Here is an 18,345-nt window from a genome sequence, read left to right as displayed (position 1 = left end):
GTGTGTCATCCTAGTGGCCCTCGAACGGCACTAAAGAGCTGTTTTAGATTCCGGAAAACCCGGCAATCAAACCCTGCAAGCATCGGCAGAGAGGTTGTGAATGGCATCTTCGTCACACCCTTTTATCGGCGTTAGGAGCGTTAAATAGCCTCATTAACAAGGAATTAGCCCGGTTTCCGCATTGCGAAATGCGATGTGAAGGAATGAAACATCGCGGTACGGCAGATTTCACCATGCGTGTAAGCCCATCGGACAAAATGCGGTTTAGTTTTTTTGTGTGAAAACAAAAAAATCTTTACTAATCCGCGCATTTTCTATGAAATGATGTCGTTAATAAGCACTCACTTGAGTCCCCGCCCCAACCCCTCAGCACTAGATTATCCCGGACACTCCATGGCCTCCCATGGGCTGTCCTGAATCGCTATCGCCGAGTTTAAGTGAGTTTCCTGCCCCCTGTTTACACCCCATTTTATGACCACCCTGCGCCGCCATCGCCTCATTATAAACATCTTCCTGACGGTACTGATGTGCCTCTGGCAGATCGGCCAGCCGCTTATGGCTCTCGACGTGACCTGGACAGGAGCCACGAATCTCCAGTGGGATGAAGCGGGTAACTGGACCCCGGCAGCAGCGCCCACTGCCACTGATAATGTGACCTTCAACGTCGGCACACCGCAGGAAATCACTCTGAATGTAGGCAGCCTAGCCAACAGTCTCAGCTTCAAGGATGCCTATACACTGACCGGAGGAGCGCTGGCTGTGGGGACAGGCGGCATCCGTGTGGACATGGGCAAGGTGGCGACGATTGACAGCGTGCTAAATGGCACGGACGGACTCGTGAAAACTGGCGGCGGTGCCTTGTATCTGGGTGGCGTGAATACTTATACAGGCAGTACGACAATCAATAACGGTCTGCTGGTCATTGATCACAATGATGCGCTGGGCAACGATACTTCAACAGTTACGGTGAATGGATCTTTGACACGTGGCTTAGCCAGCGGGGCACTCGTGTTGGCGGGTACTCATAATTCTGGTGTGAATTTGACCCGTAATCTGGCTCTGCAAGGCGCGGGTTCTGTTCCTGCCTCCGGGGCTGCTCTTATCAGTGTGGGTAATAATACAATCAGCGGACTTCTGTCCAATGGGACAGGTTTGATCAATACTTTTGTCAGTTCCTCAGGCGGTACATTGAGCATGACTGACGTCAATGTGACTGGCACGACTCTGCTTACCCTCGGGTTAACAAACAGTGTCGGTATTGGCAACTACGCCATTAATGGGACGCTTACGGGAACCGGGGGCATTAGTAAAGCGGGTGTGGGCACACTGACTCTGAATCCTGTCGATGCCACTGGCTACACTGGAGTGATAAAGATTGTGGGCGGCTCTGTACGTGTCAGTTCAGGCGCTGATTTGGGAAGCAATGTTGGCACAGGTTCCTCATCTGTTGTTGACCTCAGCACGGACAGTGTGGTTCTGGAAGTGCGATCAGACAATTTTGTCAGTTCCCATAATATCTATCAGCGTGCAGCCGCCAGTTCCACTGTATTTGTGGATCATGCGATTGGAAGCACTGACATTGAAAGTGCCATTAATGGAACGGCGTCATTTGGTACTCTGACCTTCGATGCCGGGGAAACGACGACTTTTAATTCACGTAATGGCTATGGAGCTACTTTTACTGGTGGTGCGACCGTTGGAACCACTGCGGGGGATGCAGCAATTACCACCAATATGGGGGGGCTGTTGACCTTCACGGGTCCGTTTTGGAACACCACTAGTACCACAGCGCGCACGATGACCATCACCAGCACTGGCAATACACTTATTGATGGAAGCATCATGGCAACGGGTGCTGACCATAACTTTACCAAAAGCGGTGCAGGGATTCTGACGCTTACAGGCACGCAATCTACGTTTAGCGGAAATGTAAGTGTCACTGCGGGCATACTGGCCATTACTGATTTTAACTCTTTAAATAATAACACCAGCAGTATTTCGCTTGGTAACGCCAGTTCCACAGCGGGAAATCTTATTATCGGCGCAACGGAAAACACAACGGCAGCTGGCCTGATTACAAGCAAGGCTCTGATTTTTAATACTACCTCGGCTTCCAGTGCAATATATGCGAATCAAGGCGGGGCGGATCCAGTGGTGCTTAATGGTACTATTACAAGGGCTGCTGTTACGAGCTCGGGCGGAATCACGCTCGGTGGAACGAACATGGCCGATAACATCATCACCTCGGCGATTCCACAAGCCGGAACCGGAGGGGTGAACAAAAATGGCCCAGGTACTTGGGTTCTCTCAGGCGCAAATGAATTCACTACCAATGTGACGCTGACCAATGGTCTTTTGAAAATTAAAGATTCGAGCGTTTCACGGAATGTTATTAATGATGGAGCAAGCGTCATCTTTAATGCTCAGTCTGTGACTCAGGAAGCGGGTGGCACTTTTGAATACGTGGGTGCGAACAGCAACAGTGCTGAGTCGGTGGGGGCTTTGACCCTGACCGCAGGTGCTGGCACTGTCAAAACAACGCCTAGCGCAGGCGTCGGTGATAAGGCCACGCTGACATTCGCATCACTAGGCACCCGCACGGCTGGTGCCACAGTAAACTATGTGGGGGCTAACGAGTCCATCGTTTTTACTTCGGCTCCAACGGTTACCAATGGCATCATTGCGCCAGCCTCTTCCACGGTAGCATTTCACACATTCAACGGCGTTGATTGGGCAACCCAGACGGCTGGCAAGGTCAGCGCCTACACAGCTTATACGGCTCTCCCCACCACTGCTTTCTCAGGGACAACAAATTCGGGAGTGAACTACGTGCAGACCGTCAATGGATCAACCTCTGGAACGGCCTCCATCAACACCCTGAAGATCGTGGGCGGAACAAGCAATCCTACTCTGACTCTTGGCGGCACTCTGACTCTGACAGCCAAAGGCCTGCTTTTTGATTACACTTTGGGCGGTGCAACAATCACAGGCAGCCAGATTGGTGCTGCTTCTGTGGAGACCGTGATTATTACCAATGGAGTCCGTCAGTTCGACAACTCTACCAACCCGCCGACTCCGCTGCCTATTCCAGCACTGACCATCAACTCATTGATTGGATCTGGAACGGGATCATTGACTAAGTCCGGAACGGGAACGCTGGTGATTGGCGGAGCGAATACTTATACGGGTAACACGATCATCAACGAAGGTATGGTGCAGCTTTCTGGAGCGACGGCTACACTGGGGGTTATTTCGACGGCAGCAAACTTGACCACATTGAGGCAAGGCACCATTTTGGATATCAATGCCGCCGGGGCTTCACAGACAGTGACCATCGGTGCTTTGACTGGCGCGGGTACCATCACCAACAGCGGTGGTGTTTCGGGAACCTCGGCAGCGACTCTTTCAATTGGCAGCACCAGCTCTACCGCAGCAGGTACTTTTACGGGCATCCTTAAAGATGGGACGGGTGTCTTGAATGTGATCAAGAGAGGAACCGGGGCCCAGAGCCTGTTGGGCCTGAGCACTTATACGGGGACGACGACTATTGGATCTACTGGTTTGGTCACCGTTAATTCCATGACAGATCTAGGCCAGACCAGCGGTATCGGTGCAGGCTCTGGTAGCGCGGCGAATGATGCACAAAATGCAGCAAACCTGATCTTCAATGGCAGCACGGGCGGCCTTGTTTATGCAGGTGCGATCTTGAATGGTGCACTTACAGCAGGCACGGTCTCTACATCTACTAACCGCCTGTTTACGCTCGCTGGCACCGGTGCCACACTATCCAGCACGGTGACCAACAACAATGCGATCATTTGGAGAAATACAGGAAACATTGTTCATGGAATCACCGGGCCGCAGACTCTCACCTTTGGCGGCACATCCACCGGCGATAACACCTTTTACCCGCGTCTTACAGACAGTGGCACTGGGGCCAACATCACAAGCGTCATCAAAACAGGCACCGGAGTTTGGAACCTTGCAGGTTCAACCAACGCATACACTGGCACTACTACGATTAGCCAGGGTATTTTGGTAGCGACTAGCGGCCAGGGTTTACCCACTGCCTCCAATCTCGTCTTTGACGGTGGGGCCTTGTATTCACAAGGAACCCTGAGCAGAAACATTGGGACGGGTGCCGGGCAGATGCGCTTTACACCTTCCTCATCAACGACCGCTCAGTTCTCAGGTGGATTCATCGGTGGTGACAGTAAACTGACTGTAAGCTGGACCGGAACGCCCGTTTGGGGTAGCACGACTGGTTTCCTGGATAATAGAAACGGTTTGATCTTGAATGGATCCCAGGCTCGTGCGCAGGGTGCCACAACTGCCATGGCGCTTTCGGAAGTTGACATCGCTGGAAACTTTTCTCTGGGCTCTGCTACGGGCGGGGCTGCTCAGGCTTCTCTGGCGATGACGACGACCAACAGCAGCGCAAACGTGACTGTGGACACCACAGGTTTGGTCGTGGGTCAAAGCATCAGCGGCATAAATATCCCCGCTGGCGCCTATATTGTCAGCATTAACAGTGCAACTCAGGTGACGATCAGCGCAAATACGGCATCCTCAGGAGGAGCGACGGGAACAGGGGCCGTTGGCGCACTCGCCATGCGCACCATTCGTGTGGATGATAATACCAATACGGCTGCTGACTATGCCACCATCTCGGGCATCATTTCAGGCAATGCGGGTACAGGTTTGCGTAAAGTGGGATCGGGTACGCTTCAACTGATGGGTAAAAATACATACAGTGGTGAAACCAACCTATATCAAGGCACCCTGACCGTGAACTCATTGGGGAGAAGCACCGATGCAGTGTCTGGATCAAGCCTGGGTACGAATGTCAATGCGAATCTGGCATCCAATGCCCTCACTATGGGTAACGGTGGCACGGGTGCAGGGATTCTGCAGTATGTCGGTGCGGGAGAAACCAGTGACCGGATGATCCGGCTGAACACTTCTACGGGCAATACTCAAATTCATGCGGATGGTTCAGGGGCGCTCGTTCTGACCAATATTGTCAATGACATGGTGGCTGGAGCCAAGATTCTTTATCTCCGTGGCTCTAACACGATGGGTAACATGATCACCAGTCCGCTGACGAACTATAACAGCGGTGCTGATGCACTTGCACTAACCATCGATGGAAATGCCACTTGGATCCTTGCTGGTAACAGCACTTATACTGGCCAGACAACGATTACATCCGGTGCGGTTGGGATTGGCCATGTGAACGCTTTCGGTGCGAGCACGATTAACCTACGCAATGGCTCGATGTTTGCCTATGGCGAAGATAGAACACTGGCCAACACATGGTTTATCAACAGCACAACGACATCAGGCACCACCACTTTCTTTGGTGATTACAGTATCATAGCCAATGGCGCATGGACCTACAACAACCAATCGGCTACACAAACTTTCGCTAACTCGATATCAACGGGTAAGTCGTTGACACTCAACGGTGCGATGCCCTTCAACTCACTTACCTCCGCTGTTTCGTTGGCTTTTAACGGCAGTGGAACGACGAATCTCAACAGTGCAATAAGCACCGATAAGGCATTTGGAGTCAACCTTAGCTATACAGGCAATGGCACGCTGAATATCGGGGGTATTAATAGCACCGGGGGTAGTACTACCGTCAACAATGCCAACGGCATCCTGAGAGTAAAGGGGGCAGGCAAGTTGGGGACGGGTAACCTGACCATCACTGCGGGTAATGTTTATTTTGAAAGCAATGCCAGCGTGAACCATTCTGTTGGCACGGTGAGCATGGGGGCCAGTGCGCTTCTGGACATCGCCAGCACATTGACGCTGACCCCGACGGCCATCACTGCCACAGGTACGACTTTGACGGCTGCGACTATTTCCGGTGCAGGCACGCTGGCTCTGGGATCAGGCAATGTGACGGTCACGGTGGCTGACAATACGGGCCTGGCTTCTGATATGGTGTGGACCATCAATACCCTGACGGGAAGTGGTTCGCTGGTCAAAGCAGGTGCGGGTACTTTGGACATCTCCGGCATCACCAATAATAACTTCTCGGGCACCTATCAGATCACTGCTGGAGACATTATTGGCCTCAATGCTACCAGTAATCTCGTCCTTAACGGCGGGGTGTTTTCTGGCAACGGCACATTCACGCGTAGCATCGGTACTGGCTCGGGCCAAGTGCAATGGCTGTCGGGCGGTGGTGGTTTTGCAGCGGTCGGCGGGAACCTTTCGGTGACTCTGTCCAGTGCGGCGGATCCTCTGGTGTGGGGCACGGGTGGCACGGCTAACTTTGTGCCGGATGGCGCGCCGCTTATTTTCGGTTCTGCCCTGACGAGTACTGGGGTGGTGACTTTTAATAATAACATCAACCTTAATGCTGGCACCCGAGTTGTGAGCGTGGTGGACAATCCATCAGTGACTACAGACAAGGCTGTGATCGCCGGAAATCTCACCAATGGTACGCTGAATAAAACGGGCAATGGTATCCTGGAGCTTAGCGGGACGAATACGCTGACTGGCATCACGCTTTCGACAGGCACGTTGCAGTTCAAGACTGTCAGCAATACAAGTGCAGGCAGCAACTTGGGCAATAGCTCAACCGCGATAACAGTCAGCGGTGGTGTACTGAGCTTTATCGCTGACGGGGCAGGTAACAGCCAAACCCTGAACCGGGTGGTAAACGTCACAGCAACCGCAGGCTTGGGCGCTTCGGGCACCAACGATGCGACGATGACGTATGCAGGCGGCATCAATGCGAATGCTGTGAGCGTGACGCTTTCCGGCACAGGCCAGGGATTTGTGACGGGTGGCTTTACCCATACCAGCGCCGCTCCGGATTTGGTCGTTGCCTCGGGCAACTGGACGTTTTCCGGGACATCGATGGTGGTGGGGGATGAGTTAAAGGTCAATGGCGTGGGCACTGTCGCAAATCTTAATGCTACCGGTGTCTTGGGTTATTTCGCCGGCACGAGTAACAACATTTTCGTTGGCAATGGTGGCACGGTGAATGTGGGTGACAACAATGCCTTTGGCACGAGCTATGGTATTGAGGGGGTGTATGTGGGGTATGAAACTGCCGGTGCAGATGCTACTCTGAACATGAATGGCTTCAGCGTCACCGTTCCGCGTATTGACATTGGTCAGCCCGGTGCCAATCTGGTGGGTCATATAACCGGGACAGGGACCATCAATGTAACGACTACCACTGCCGCAAGCAGTATCCAGCTGTACGCGGGCTCCGTATCGGCCAAGCTGGCGGGTGCAGGCACGATTGTGAAAACCGGCATGGGCACGGTGACGCTGAGCGGTGATAACAGCGGGCTGAACGGCACCGTGACCACCCAGGTAAATGCAGGCACGCTGATCCTGGACTACACTAACAGCAATACGCTGAAAATTTCCGCCGGATCCGCCTTGAGCATGAGCGGAGGTAACCTGACCTTTACCGGCAGTGCCGCAGGAGCGACTACACATACTTTTCCATCACTGGCACTGGCAGGTGGTGCAAACATGATTTCAGTCACCAACGGTTTTACCCGGTCTGCCACGGTGAATGTCGGGACCATATCCCGCTCAGCACGCACAGGCACCATCCGGTTTGAAGCACCAGACAGCGGCTTCATCAAGTCAGGCTCGGCGAATGGTAGCACGGGTCTGATCGGCACAGGCACTGCCTTTGCGACGGTGACTAAAGGCGGGGTGACAAGTTTTGCCCAGATCGACGGTGACAGCAACATTGTCGCTGTCGCCATGCTCTCCGGGGGTAATGATGTGAGTAACTGGACAACCGGTGCCCATATTACGGATGAAACGACGGGCTTTACCGGCACGGTCACGGGCAATTCGGTGATCAACAGCCTGCGCTTCAATGCTGCCGGTGGATCTGGCCTACTTGTGGCAGACACTGGAATCCTGAATATCGCCAGCGGCGGTATCCTACAGACCTCTAATGTCGCGGGTCCTACGTCCATCACCAGTGGCAGGCTTATCTCTGGAACGAGTGAACTGGTTTTCATTACGGATAGTCTGACCCATTCCCTGCAGGTGGGGTCTAGCATTTCAGGGACCCAGTCCATCACCAAGAGCGGGGCAGGCACATTGCATCTCAATGGAGCGAATTTCTTCTCAGCAGCCACCAACCTACAGAATGGCACCCTGCGAGTGTCAGGCGGCAATGCAATAGGGGACCTTTCCCTGGTCACACTAGCGGATGACCACACCACGCTCCTGGAACTCCAGGGTAATGAAACCATCGGCGGTCTCGCTGGTGGGAGTGCGACTGCAGGTTACAATGCACTGGCCACCGTTAGCATCGGTACTCATGCTCTGACTCTCAACCAAACGACCTCGACTCCGACTTACCTTGGATTGCTGACTGGCAGTGGCACGCTTATTAAAACAGGCACTGGAATTCAGGAATTGGAAGGTGCCAGCACGGGGTTCACTGGACGGGTGATTGTCAATGGTGGTACGCTGCACCTCGACAGCACTGTGGGTGCTTTGATCAATGCCACGAGTTTCACGGTCAATGGGCCTGGCTCCAGCCTTTATTCTGACCAGGATCAGGATTCAGATGTCAATCGTATTGGTAACTCTGCGCCCATTACTTTGAACAACACGGCGGGTGGAAATGGACTTTATGTGCGAAACTCCAATGATCTTGGAGCAACCCGCAATGAAACAGTGGGTGTTGTCACCCTTGGTGGTGGTCACAACGTCATCACGGCAGAACCTCAAAATTCAACGGCGGGGACAACGGCCCGTCTGACATCCACCTCGCTGACCCGCAATAACAAATCTACATTGCTGGTGCGCGGTACTGAACTGGGGGCAACCAGCGGCATCCGTGGGCAGGTGTTGTTCAGCACAGCACCTGCGGGTTCCGTGGGCGGTACCGGTGCTACGGCTACGACCCTGAGCATTGTTCCATACATCATTGGTGATGGCACTGCGGGTTCTGTAGGCCTTGGCAATAGCTTCGTCACCAATACTGCAGTTGGATTGCGCGTATTAGCCAACTCGGAGTATGTGACAGATGCTGCGGGCTATGCGGCTTTGGGTGGGCTCACCACGAGCAATGTTCGTTTTGTCACTGATCCAGGTGTGAGCACGACCCTGGCTGGAAAGGTGATCAATTCTCTTGTGATGGATTCCACGGCTGGCAGCCTGACACTGACGGGTGTCACTGGCAATAACCTGACCCTGAGCAGCGGTGCCTTGCTTTCTGCCGGTGCTAATGCAACCCGCATCAACGGATTCGCAAACCTGCTGACCTCCACGAGTGAATACATCATTTACAGCACGAACGCTGCAAATGTTCTGACACTTGAAAGCCGCCTGAGCAGCACTGGGGCAGCCTTGGTGAAATCTGGCGCAGGCACGCTGGCGCTGACGCACCTGACGAATACTTATGGCGGCGGCACTTGGTTTAACCAGGGCACGATCGAGGTATCGGCACTGGGCAGCCTGGGCACTGGCTCGCTGAATTTCTATGGAGGGGCCTTGCGCTGGGCCACAGGCACCAGCTTTGATGCCTCCACCCGGACTACGATCTTCGGGGTGGGTGGAGCGACCTTCGATACCAATGGCAACGATGTCATTTTGACCCAGGCCATCGGTGGTGGTGGTGAAGGCGGCTTTACCAAAGCGGGTTTAGGCAAACTGACTCTCAACGTGGCTGCCAATTATCTGGGTGATACGACGATCAGTGCTGGCACCCTGGCTTATGGCGTTTCTGCCGCTCTACCTACTGCGACGAACCTGACTCTCGGCGCAGCCACACTGGATATTGGCTCTTATACAACGACGCTGAAGGGACTTACTCTGAATGGTGCCAATCCGGTTATCACAGGCACCGGATCCCTGACTTTCGAAGGTGATGTTGTGAATGCCGGTGGAAGTCGCACCCTTACCGTGAATAACACGGGTGGTGTCACCTTTGACGGTGATTACCTTCTGCTTTCCGATGCGGCTACGACAGCCACTCTGACTCTCAATGGCAGTGGCAATGTCACGGTCAACGGAGTCGTCACTGATGGTGGTGCGGCCGCCAGTGGCCTGACCTACAGCGGTACCGGCACGCTCACGTTGAACAGCACCAATACCTATTCAAGCTTCACAACCATTGAAAACGGAACGGTTGCCTTTGGGGCGGACCAAAATTTGTTAGGCGGTCTGCGCATGGGGTCAGCAAATACGGTGACGACACCAGGCGTATTGGACCTGACCGCTGCTAACGCCACGTTCGGCGGTGCGTTCACCATGCTGACGAATTCGACAACAGCGAGCGAGGTCAAAATCGGTGCTACGAAGACGCTGACGATCAATAACAACGTTGCCCTGGGTTCCTCGGCGGCTGGATCCGATACCGCAGTCAACTTTACCGGAGGTGGTAAAATGGTTGTGACGAATACCGCTGCAGCCAGCTCTTTTATCGTAGGCAGTTCTGCCACCAATGCGACGTTGGTTGACATGAGTGGTCTGAGTTCTTTAAACATTTCACTGAACACGACCAACGGCGTGCTGCGGGTGAACCCGACCACCAATTCGGCTGTATCTGGCAAGACTGGAACCCTGATCCTGCCGACTGCTGGAGACGGCACTACGACGGTGACTGTGGCGACACTGGCTGTAGGCGATTCAGCGACTAACAACAGCAGCACGAACATTCCTAATGAGCAGGTCAACAAGGTGGTGCTCGGCAGTGGGGTGAATACCTTCAATGTCAATACGATCAATATCGGGACGGGAGGCCGTGACTCCGGCTCCATCGCCTTCAATTCGGTCAGCACAGATGGCAGCATTATCATCAGAAATGCGGCAGGCACTGGAGCTGCTGTCTTCAACATGGGCACCGGGAGCGCATCCACTGCTGTCGGTTCCTACAATACTTTCGATGTCTCTGGGCACAATGCAGACTTAAAGTTCGGCGCAGTGACCATTGGCACGCAGAATGCGCGCACAGGCACGCAAATTAATCTTTTCAGCTTTGATGAAGGGACGCTGGATATGAGCAGCCTGACGCTTTCCTCCAAGGGAGCCACCGGCACGGTCACCAGTAACTTCAACATCGGTGGTGGCACAGTGCTCAGTGGCCTGATCTCGATGGCCGCAACCACAACGGCGACATCTGTCGCCATCGCCAACTTGAATATCACTGGCGGCAACGTGACCCTCAGTGGCAATATCGTCAGGGTGGGCGGTAGTGGCACAAGCACGGCTAATTTCCTTTTGACCGGCAATAATACCGTGCTGGATATGGGGAACAATACCCTGGGTGGCAGCGGGACGGCTAAGCTGACCAGCATTGTCATCGAAGGCGGTACCCTCAAGAACGTGGCGGAATTCAATGGTGGCGATAACCTCGTCAAGACCACGACAGGAACGCTGACCTTTGACGGCACGAACACCTACACTGGCAATACGGAACTCCAGGAAGGAACCGTCATCGCCGCTGGTGGCGCGAACAACCGGCTGGCTGCTACGGGTCTGACTATGGGTTCTGGAACGGCATCCGCCACCCTGCAACTGGGTACGTCTGCGGGCGCATCCAGCCAGACGCTGACCTCCCTCAGTTCCTCCGGCACGGGTACGGGCAATGCCATCTATGGCGGCAATGCTGCAAACTCCACACTGACGGTCAACCAATCCGTCAACACCACTTTCAATGGCAGCCTGGGCGGCTCCGGCACGAATCAGAATAACCTGAACTTGGTCAAGAGCGGCAGTGGTGAACTGGTGATCAACGGTGCCCGCAGCTACACCGGGTCCACCACAGTGAGCGGCGGCAAGCTCTTCATTGATGGTGTCCAGCCTTTGTCGAATACGATGACCAGCCTCACACTGGCGGACAATACGGAATTTTCCATGCGCGGAACCAGCTCATTCGCCAATGTGATTTATGATTTCTCCGGGACCGGAAATGTCATCACCGTCGGCAACGGTGCGACCCTCGGCTTTGCCCTGGACGGCGGTTTTAACACACAGCTCAATCTGGCTACAGGACAGAGCATGCAGGTCACCGGCACCCTGACGACAGCCATTTATGTGAACAATGCTCCTACAGCCGGGCTGGAGTATGTGCTGATCAACGGAGCGGACGACGACTCCATTTTTGGCTCGGGCAGCTTCAGCATCAACCCGGTGGTGTTCAACGGCGGTAGCTTCACTTATGCACTCACCCAAAAGTTCACTGGTCTCGGGGAGCCTGGGGAGCAATGGGTGCTGACGCCGACAGCCCAGGCAGCGGCTGCGGACGTGTGGTGGAAGGGTGATCTCACCGGCATCGCCACAGGGGTTTGGTCCGCTTCCCTTACATCTGGCGATGGCTTTCCTACCAACTGGGCTACCACACAGGCAGGCGGAACGGATGCCCTGGTGCCACCAGACAGCGGATCCATCGTCCATTTCAGTGCCACGGGTGCGGCTAATTTCGCCACGACACTGGGGGCTAATCTGACCATCCGGGAACTCATCTTCCACTCAGGTGGAACTAACATTTCCATCGGCTCATCCGGTGGAACGAATACGCTGACACTGGGGAATGCTACGCAAGCCTCCGGCTTGACTCTCTTAACCGGAGCACCGGATGTGAGTATTAGCGCTAATGTTTCCTTGGCAAAGAGCCAGACTTGGAACCTGACGGACATGGACTCCATCCTGACCATTTCCGGCAACCTCGGCGGCACGGGCCTGCTAACCATTAATGGCAACGGCACATCCTCAGGAACTCTCATCCTTTCCGGCCCGAATGGCCGTGCTACGCTAAGCGGTGGCATTCATCTGGTGGCTGGGAAAATCATCCTTGCAGGCGGGGATGATGACCATATGTCCTCAACGACTGCACTCGCCCTGGGCGATGGCACGACTGCGGCCACTCTGCAACTGGGAGACTCCAGCGGTGCCTCCAACAACACCATCGGTAACCTTTCTTCTAGCACCACGGCTGGAAACGCGATCATTGGTGGCAATGCGGCTGTCTCCACTCTGACAGTGGTGCAGGCAACCACGGATACTTTCCAAGGCGTCATCGGCGGTGCCGGAACGAACCAGAACAATGTGGCCTTTACCAAGCAGGGAGACGGGACGCTGATCCTGAATGGCGTCAATACCTATACCGGCCTCACCACCGTAAACGCGGGCACCCTTCAGATGGGGGCTGCGGGTAGCATCAGCACGGAGGTTCTCGTCAATGCCAGCGCAGGGAAAACGGCCATTTTAGATATCAATGGCCGGGCGCTTACTTTGAATGGCATTACTTTTAGTGGAGCTGATGCCACCTCCACCTCCCAGGTCATTGACAGTGCCAACACCGGCACAATCACCCTGGGCGGTAACGTTCTTTATGACGGGATTAACAATCCTCTTGGTGCTACCCTTTCCGCTGCGGTAAATCTGGGGGCTGCTGCACGCACTTTCACGGCCAATGCGTCTACAAGCGCCACCACGGGCCTCACGGTTTCCGGGGCTATCAGCACGACTGTTGGGGCAGTGGGTGCCAATGGAGTTGGCATCACGCTAGATGGCACGGGCAGCGGTCTCATCAGCGGCGGGATCACCTTGGTCGCTGGAACTACAGATGGAGGCACAGCTGACCTCACGAAGAACGGGAGTGGTTCCTGGACAATCAACAGTGTTGTCACCGTCGTTGATGATCACCTCATCAATGCAGGTACGCTCACTATCGAAACCGGTGGTCGCCTGACCTGGGCTGCAGCAGGCTCCACTTCGCAAGATTTGTTAGTGGATACAACGGCAGCACCCACGCTTGATCTTAAGACGGCTGATGCCATTGTGGGCAGCACCGGCACCAACCGCATCTTCATTCGTGATGGATCTACGATCCTGATCAATGCCGAAAATGCCATTGGTGCTTCCATCGAGCAGTTGATTCTGGGCGATAACAGCAATGGAATCGGCAACTTAGTGATGAATTTTAACAATTCCATGACTAACGGCACGCTGACGGTCGGATTTGATAACACCACTGAAGCTGGTTTTATCACAGGCAGCGGAACGCTCAGCGGCTTGGCCACCCTTAACCTCAATACAGGTACGATCTCGGCCGCTCTCAGCAGTGCTGCCGGAAATGTCATCAAGGATCACACCACCACGATGAACGTGAGCGGGAATAACACCCTGGGCACTGGCAGCACGACTGTCCGCGAAGGCATCCTGAACCTGGACTTCACCACAAATAATCTTGCGGACAGCAAGATCGGTAATGGTGTTCTGACGATGGGCATCCTCAGCAGTGGCGAAACGAGTGCCATCCTTCGCCTCACCGGCAACGCCACGGGTCCTTCCACTCAGACTGTGACGGACCTGGTCAGCGCTGGCGGTCCTTCTGAGATCCAGCTTATCTCCAACGGTGGTCAGGACACTGTGCTGCACATCACCGGTGCTCTCAGCCGCACCAACGGCACGGTGAACTTCAACCTGCCGAGCGCCCAGACCCAGATCAAATATACAGGGTCTGCGACTAATGTGAACGGTATGCTCGCGGCCTGGATGAACGTTAATACCAATGACTTTGCGAAGCTCTCTGGCACTCAGATCGTGGCAGCTACTTACACGACGGAAAACTCAGCCAATGCGTGGGGCGTCAACGGCAACATCACTAGCAGTGCCGCGATGACCGGGACCACGGATACAATCCGCCACACCATCAACAGCCTTCGCTTTAATGCGGCGGCCGTCTCCACGGTGACTGTGGCTGACACACTCACCATTGCTTCTGGCGGGGTATTACTAACCTCCACGGTTGCGGGAAATGCCACCACCATCACGGGTGGCAACTTGCAGGCTGGGGCTGATGGCTTCTTCTTCCATCAAAACTCCACCGGTCTTCTCACCGTGGCCTCCAATTTGATCGGCGGATCCAACCTCACCAAAAATGGCACTGGCACCATGCTTCTCTCCGGTACCAATGTCACAGGCACCATCAACATTGACGAAGGCATCCTCCGCGTCAGTGGCGGCAATGCCATTAGCGATACCTCTGCGGTCAATATCCGTAACATTTCTGGTGCACGCCTTGAACTGACCAATTCGGAAACCATTGGTTCCCTGAGTGGTGGCACCTCCAGCACGGTTGTCATCGCAGCTGCTGCCACGTTGACTCTAAATCAAACCGCAGCAGGAACCTTCGCGGGCGTCATGAGCGGCACTGGCAGTAATCTTGTGAAAAATGGTACGGCCACACTGACCATCAATGGTGACAATTCCCTCTCAGGGACGCTCACCATCAACGGAGGCCGCATCACGATGAGCGGCTCTGCCGGATCGATTAATGATGTCACAGCCTATATCCTCAATGGTGGTGAGTTGCATAGCGCCCAGGATCAGGCGAGCAACGTGGACCGTATTCGCAATACGAGTACCATCACGATGAATAACACCGGCGGCACGAGTGGGCTTATCGTGGACAACAGTCACACTACCTCTTCTAGCTATGGACCCCGTTCGGAAAGCGTGGGTGCTATCACCCTGGGCTATGGTGCCAACGTCATCACCGCCACTCCGACAACTGACAATTCTGCCATTTCGGCGGAATTAGTGGCAGCCAGCATCAGCCAGGGCAGCAATCGCAGCACCTTGCTGGTGCGTGGTTTGAACCTTGGTAACACCACGACGATCCGCAAAGGTCTGATTCGTTCCGATGCTGCCATCGCTACTGTTGGCGGGACAGGCACTGCTGGTCAGGTCAACATCGCCATCGTGCCGTGGATTATTGGTACTATGGCCAACAGCACTACATGGGGCAATTCTTTTGTGACCTATGATGCGGCCACTAAAAACCTTCGCCCTCTGCTTTCCACGGAGTATAACACGGCCACCGAATTTGATGCTCTCACAGCAGCCACACCTTCGACGAACAACGTCCGTTTGACGGCTACTGTTGCTTTGACCGGCACGGCCTCAGCCATCAATTCCCTGGTCATTGATGCTGGCAGCAGCAATAGTGCCGCTGCTATCACGGGTCCGACAAACAGCATCGAGATTACCTCGGGAGCCATCTTGTCCACGACCACTGGGACAACGCCCGCTGGCCACACACTGTCGGCATTCGCCACCGGTGGTATTACCACTGGCGGCGGACGTGACTACAATATTTATGTCACGGGTGCTGCTGCGCACAACCTCACCATCAATTCGCCGCTGCTCTCTGTAGTGCCTCTGGTGAAGTCTGGCGCCGGAATCCTCACTCTGGGGAGTGCATCCAATGCGTTCACCGATGTTTACCTGAACCAGGGCCTGGTGTCGGTGGATAACCTCAACAAGCTCGGAACAGGGACGCTCTACTTCCATGGCGGTGGTATCCGTGTTACTGGAGGCTTTACAGGTGACCTTTCTTCCAAGACCTGGAACATCGGCACGGGTGGCGGTGTGGTTGATGTCTCCCAGGTGACCACGGGCACGACGCTGGCCAACGGGGTCGATGATTTCACTGCTGGCTCCAATGACGTGCTGATCTTTGAGACTCGGTCTTCCTCTTCGACTGGCCTGCTGACCATCCAGGGCAGCAGCACATTCACGGGCACCTATTTGTTCAACCACGGAGGCGTCAACGGTGGTGGCACAAATTCTGTTGTTCTAAATGGTGATACCAATGCCGTTATCAACGGCAATCTGGAGATCGGTGATGTGACCAATAACCCCAACGATTTTGATGTGGTGATGGCACTAGGCAAGAGTGAGCAGATCGTGAACACCGCCACGCTTACCATGCGCGGTGCCAGCGGTGAGAACTCCTACTTCAAGCTCATGGGCTTCACGGAAACGCTAGCAGGTATCATTGGCACGACCAATGAAGGGGTGATCGAAAACTTGGAAAGCGCCGAGACCGGTGTCCTTACCAATGGCAAGCTCATCGTCAATAGCAGCCAGGATTACAGCTACAGAGGCTACATGCGCAACAAGGGTTCAGGCGGCAGCAATACCACGCGTCTCGAGTTCGAGAAGCAGGGCACGGGAACGCAGACGCTGGTGGGCAGCCGTATTACTTATACTGGCCAGACGACGGTCACGGGTGGTACGCTGCGCCTGACGGATACGACGGCCTTCGCCAGCAGCATCGAGAACAATTCCAAGCTGGAAATCGATACCACGGCGGCGACGACTTGGACTTCCTCCAATGTCATCTCTGGCACGGGCAGTGTCCGGAAGACGGGCGCGGGCACCTTCATCCAGATGGTCGCCAATACCTACGCTGGGGAAACCCGGATCATGGCGGGCACGATGCTGGTGAATAACATCACTGGCTCCGGCACGGGCACGGGGGATGTCTTTGTGACCTCCCTTTCCACCCTGGGTGGCACGGGCCGCATCAGCGGTGCGGTGACTGTGGCTGATAGCGGTATCCTTTCCCCCGGCACGATGACTGCGGGCGTCAGCGAAATCGGTCGGTTGACGGTGGGTACGCTCACGGCGAATACGGATTCCACTCTGTTCTTCCAGATCGGTGGCAATACGGTGTTGGACCTCTCCTCCACCAAGGCTTACCAGTCGAATCCTGGTGGCTTCGCGGTTCCTACGACATGGACTGAAACGGCCTGGGCTGCTGGTACGCATGACCAGTTGGTCATCGAAAATACCAGTGTGGAGACGGTGCGTGGGACGGTTACGGTCAGCTTCACGGGCGGCTACAGCCCGCAGGATGGTGAAGTCTTCCACCTGGTGGACTGGGCTTCTCTGAATGAGAGCAATCCTTCCGACAACCTGGTGGGAACTGAGTTTTTCAATCTCCCTGCACTGGCTGCCGGGCTGAGCTGGAACACCAACTACTTCGCCACGCACGGTATTCTCTTTGTGACGCCTGAGCCAAGCCGCATGATGCTGCTGTTCTTCGGTCTCATGGGTCTGTTCTTCCGCCGCCGCCGTCGTTAATCGTATCCGGCGCTGGTTCTGCATTCAAAAGGGGGAGCTTCACGGCTCCCCCTTTTTTTAGGCGGGGTATGGCACCGGGATGACGGGCGATAGGTCCGGGGCTTGAGCTGCTATGGGGCAGGGGAAAAGGGGGACTGTAGATTCCCTTTTCTGGGTCTAGGGTGATGGCTTTCTTGGGGTGGCCGTTTCTTTTTGCCCTGCAAAGCATGCCTTTGGAAATGGGGGAATAAATCTTTAAATGATGGTTTTGCGCATGCTTATTTTAGGTAAATGATGGTGGCTTGAGGCTGCTTTCCGGCCTGAAATGGATAAAGTTGAGGCATATCATAAATAAGGTGTTTCTTTGTTTTGAGGTGAGGGAAGCAGATTTTTTGAAAGATCCTGTAACATGCCTGGAGGTCTGTGGAATCTTCAAGACGATGCGGGAAGGGGAGCTTTAGGCATGGGGTTCAAGTGATTGTG

The 18,345-nt window shown here is 54.6% G+C and carries 1 protein-coding gene; it reads left to right on the top strand.

Going from position 1 to position 18,345, the window contains the following annotated elements; genetic code table 11:
- Nucleotides 1-471: 471 nt before the first annotated feature.
- A complete protein-coding gene (locus tag EI77_RS21240; protein ID WP_133797328.1) occupies nt 472-17,883 on the top strand; it encodes an autotransporter-associated beta strand repeat-containing protein in 17,412 nt (5,803 codons plus the stop codon).
- The last annotated feature ends 462 nt before the right edge of the window (nt 17,884-18,345 follow it).

The sequence above is a fragment of the Prosthecobacter fusiformis genome (assembly GCF_004364345.1).
Lineage (GTDB): Bacteria > Verrucomicrobiota > Verrucomicrobiia > Verrucomicrobiales > Verrucomicrobiaceae > Prosthecobacter > Prosthecobacter fusiformis.
Note: the sequence above shows the minus strand (reverse complement) of the source record. Positions and strands in the feature narration are given on the sequence as shown.